This window comes from Rhizobacter sp. P2_H2, from assembly GCF_056403375.1.
The window spans coordinates 1-4,401 of record NZ_JBFUFP010000422.1 but is presented as its reverse complement, the minus strand read 5'-3'; the positions used below and the strand labels follow the sequence as shown (position 1 = coordinate 4,401).

4 protein-coding genes are annotated in these 4,401 nt (G+C 67.9%); 3 read left to right on the top strand and 1 reads right to left on the bottom strand.

The genetic code is table 11. The annotated features are described in order from the left end of the window. The coding region (locus AC1D15_RS19490; protein ID WP_477827280.1) for a C13 family peptidase at positions 1-1,052 on the top strand (1,052 nt) is incomplete at its 5' end. On the opposite strand, the gene AC1D15_RS19485 is transcribed toward AC1D15_RS19490, so the two are convergent. Continuing rightward, positions 1,030-2,388, bottom strand: a complete 1,359-nt coding sequence (locus AC1D15_RS19485; protein WP_465112429.1) for an MFS transporter — start codon at positions 2,386-2,388, stop codon at positions 1,030-1,032. The two genes, AC1D15_RS19490 and AC1D15_RS19485, sit on opposite strands and share 23 nt — an antisense overlap. 178 nt (positions 2,389-2,566) lie before the next feature. Between AC1D15_RS19485 and cyoA the strand changes: the two genes are divergently transcribed. Beyond that, positions 2,567-3,664, top strand: a complete 1,098-nt coding sequence (gene cyoA / locus AC1D15_RS19480; RefSeq protein ID WP_477827279.1) for a ubiquinol oxidase subunit II — start codon at positions 2,567-2,569, stop codon at positions 3,662-3,664. A 9-nt stretch (positions 3,665-3,673) separates the two neighbouring features. Further along, the coding region (locus tag AC1D15_RS19475; RefSeq protein WP_477827278.1) for a cbb3-type cytochrome c oxidase subunit I at positions 3,674-4,401 on the top strand (728 nt) is incomplete at its 3' end.

Sequence of the window (4,401 nt, the reverse complement as noted above, 5' to 3'; positions counted from 1 at the left end):
GCGGCGGGGTGTACGGCAGCGCCGGCGCGGGCGGCTGGCTGGCGTGGGGCCTGTGGTGGCTCGCGCTCGGCTGGCTGTTCCTCGCGCAGGCGGTGCTGTTGTGGCGCACCGGCACGCGGCTGGCGCCGCGCCTGGGCGCGCTCCTGGTCGTCGCAGCGGTGCTCGTGGCCAATCAATGGCTGAACCGCGCCACCTACTGGTACCCGGCCCGTGCCGAAACCGCCGAGGGCGAAGACGATGCGCCGCGCTTCAAGCTGACGCAGGAGCTGGTCGAGCAGCAATCGCAGCTGCTGCAGACGCAGTTGCAGGCCATCGCGTCGCAGCGCAAGGGCACGATCGACGTCTACACGCTGACCTTTGCGCCGGACGCCGAGGAGGAGGTGTTCCGCCGCGAGAGCGCGATGGTGACCGACGTGATGACGACCCGCTTCGACAGCGCCGGCCGCGCGCTGCAGCTGGTCAGCCACCACGACGACCCGGCCGCATTCCCGTGGGCCACGCCGGTGAACCTGCAGCGCGCGATCACGCGCATGGCCGCGCTGATGGACCGCGACGAGGACGTGCTGTTCCTGCACCTCACCTCGCACGGCGCACGCGACGGGCAGCTCGCGTCGTCGTTCTGGCCGCTGGAGGTCGATTCGGTCACGCCGGCGATGCTGAAGGGCTGGCTCGATGCGGCGGGCATCCGCCACCGCGTGATCTCGGTGTCGGCCTGCTTCTCGGGCAGCTGGATCGCGCCGCTCTCGGACCCCGACACGCTGGTGATGACCGCGGCCGATGCCGACCACACCTCGTACGGCTGCGGCCGCCGCTCGCCGCTGACCTTCTTCGGCCGCGCGATGTACGACGAAGGGATGCGCACGACCTGGTCGTTCGAGGAGGCGCATGCCGCCGCGCGCACGCGCATCGAGCAGCGCGAGAAGGAAGCCGGCAAGACCGACGGCTACTCGAACCCGCAGATCGCGATGGGCGAGCGCATGCGGGCAACGCTCGCGGCGCTGGAGGCTCAGCTCGCCGCCTCGGCCCGGCTCAGCCGGCCGCGGAGTCCTTGATCTCCATCGCTTTGTTGACGCTCAGCGCGATCAGCGTGGCCGCCGCACCCGACAACAGGTAGACGCTGACGTACGCGAGGCCGAAGTGCGCCGACAGGCCCAGCGCCACCAGCGGCGCGAAGCCCGCGCCGACCAGCCAGGCCAGGTCGGACGTGAGCGCAGCGCCGGTGTAGCGGTGCTGCGTCTCGAAGTTGGACGTCACCGCGCCCGACGCCTGGCCGTACGACAGCCCGAGCAGCGCGAAGCCGACCAGGATGAAGACGTCCTGCCCGAGCGGCCCGCCGCCCAGCAGCGTCGGCGCGAAGCCGCTGAACACCCCGATCGCCGCGGCCAGCGTGCCCAGCGTGGTGCGGCGGCCGAACCGGTCGGCAATGCTGCCCGACGCGATGATGCCCAGCGCGGCAATGCCGGCGCCCACCATCTGCACCGCGAGGAACTCGCTGATCGACTGCGTGGAATACAGCTTGATCCACGACAGCGGGAACACCGTGACGATGTGGAACAGCGCATAGCTCGCGAGCGCCGCGAACGCACCGATCACGATGGTGGAGCCCTGCGTGCGGGCCAGCTCGCCGACGCTGGTGGGCTCGAGCTCGTGCGCGTCGAGCAGCTTCGCGTATTCATTGGTGGCCACCAGGCGCAGCCGCGCGAACAGCGCCACCACGTTGATCGCGAACGCCACGTAGAACGGATAGCGCCAGCCCCAGGTCAGGAAATCCTCGGAGCTCAGGCTCGCGTACAGGAAGGCGAACAGCCCGCTCGCGATCACGAAGCCGATCGGCGCGCCCAGCTGGCCGAGCATCGCGTACCAGCCGCGGCGGTTCTTCGGCGCGTTCAGTGCCAGCAGCGACGGCAGGCCGTCCCAGGCGCCGCCCAGCGCCAGCCCCTGGCCGACGCGGAAGATCGACAGCAGCACGATCGACGTGAAGCCGATGCTCTGGTAGCCCGGCACGAAGGCCATGCCGGCGGTCGACGAACCGAGCAGGAACAGCGCGATCGTCAGCTTGGCCTCGCGCCCGTAGCGCCGCTGGATCGCCATGAAGATCACGCTGCCGATCGGGCGCGCGATGAACGCGAACGAGAAGATCGTGAAGGCCCACAGCGTGCCTTCGAGGCCTTTTTCGAACGGGAAAAACACTGACGGGAACACGAGCACTGCCGCGATCCCGAACACGAAGAAGTCAAAATACTCCGATGACCTCCCGATGATCACGCCGATGGCGATCTCGCCGGGCGCGACCTTCGCATCATGGGCGGCATGCAGCCGGCGGGTGTCTCGACCGATGTCTTCGGTCGTCGGATGCGGATGTTTCGGATCCAGAGAGGAAGTCGTCATGAAGCTTCAGTCCGCTGTCTTGGGCATTGTCTTGAGCACCTTGGAGGTTCCCACGGCCGGGTTCCGGAGGCGATAGGACAAAACGTCCAATGCCCGAGCCGGGCCGTTGAACGTAGATTCTCGGCCCATCGGGCGCCGGTTGGAAGCATTTTGCGCGCCCCTCCTACCAGAACCTGGCATGCCACCCCACAAACAGCCCCTGAGCCGACGGCTCCTGCTGGCCCCCGCCCTGCTCCTCACCGGGCTGCTGGCCGGCTGCAACACCGTGTTGCTGAACCCCTCCGGCGACATCGCCGCCCAGCAAGGCAAGCTGATCATCGTCAGCACCTGGCTGATGCTGCTGATCATCGTTCCGGTGATCGCGCTGACGGTGACCTTCGCCTGGCGCTACCGCGCTTCCAACCGCGCGGCCCGCTATGAACCCGACTGGGACCACTCCACGCAGCTCGAGCTGGTGATCTGGGCGGCGCCGCTGCTGATCATCATCGCGCTGGGCGCGATCACCTGGATCAGCACCCACACGCTGGACCCGTACCGCCCGCTGAGCCGCATCGACGAGAAGCGCCCGGTCACCGCCGACGTGAAGCCGCTGGTGGTCGAGGTGGTCGCGCTCGACTGGAAGTGGCTCTTCATCTACCCCGAGCAAGGCATCGCCGTCGTCAACGAGCTGGCCGCGCCGGTCGACCGGCCGATCCAGTTCAAGATCACCGCGTCATCGGTGATGAACGCGTTCTACATCCCCGAGCTGGCCGGCATGATCTACGCGATGCCGGGCATGCAGACCCAGTTGCATGCGGTGATCAACAAGCCGGGCGACTACGAAGGCTTCTCGGCCAACTACAGCGGCGCCGGCTTCTCGCACATGCGCTTTCGCTTCCACGGCGTGGACAACGCCGGGTTCGACAAGTGGGTGCAGGCCGCCCGCGCCGACGCCAAGGAGCTCACCCGCGCCGACTACCTGCAGCTCGAGAAGCCGAGCGAGCGCGAGCCGGTGCGCCGCTACGCGAGCTTCGCGCCGGGCCTGTACGACGCCATCCTGAACCGCTGCGTCGACACCTCGAAGATGTGCATGTCCGAGATGATGGCGATCGACRCCGGCGGCGGCCTCGGCCGCCAGGGCATCGACGGCGTCAAGGAGAAAGAAGGCCACACCTCCGACGCCAACGGCGCCACGCCCCGCACCTACTACGTCGCCGCCGCGCTGTGCACGGTGGCCGACCCGACCGGCACGCAACCCGTTCTGCGCGCCGCGCAGAACGCCAGCACCCAGAACTGAGTCGCACCGATGCTCGATCACCTCGATTTGACGAAGCTCGTCTTCGGCCGCCTCTCATGGAACGCGATCCCGCTCCATGAGCCCATCCTGCTCGTCACCTTCGTCGCCGTCTGCCTGGGCGGCGTCGGCATGGTGGCGCTGCTCACCCGCTACCGCCTGTGGGGCTACCTCTGGCGCGAATGGTTCACCAGCATCGACCACAAGAAGATCGGGATCATGTACGTGATCCTGGGCCTCGTGATGCTGCTGCGCGGCTTCGCCGACGCGGTGATGATGCGGGCCCAGCAGGCCGTGTCGTTCGGCGAGAACCTCGGCTACCTGCCGCCGCACCACTACGACCAGATCTTCACCGCCCACGGCGTGATCATGATCTTCTTCGTCGCGATGCCGCTGGTCACCGGGCTGATGAACTTCGTCGTGCCGCTGCAGATCGGCGCGCGCGACGTGGCCTTCCCGTTCCTGAACAACTTCAGCTTCTGGATGACCACCTTCGGCGCCGGCCTCGTGATGGCCTCGCTGTTCGTCGGCGAGTTCGCGCGCACCGGCTGGCTGGCCTACCCGCCGCTGTCGGGCATCGCGTACAGCCCTGACGTGGGGGTCGATTACTACATCTGGTCCTTGCAGATCGCGGGGGTCGGCACGCTGCTGTCGGGCGTGAACCTGATCGCCACCATCGTCAAGATGCGCGCGCCCGGCATGTCGATGATGAAGATGCCCGTCTTCACGTGGACCYCGCT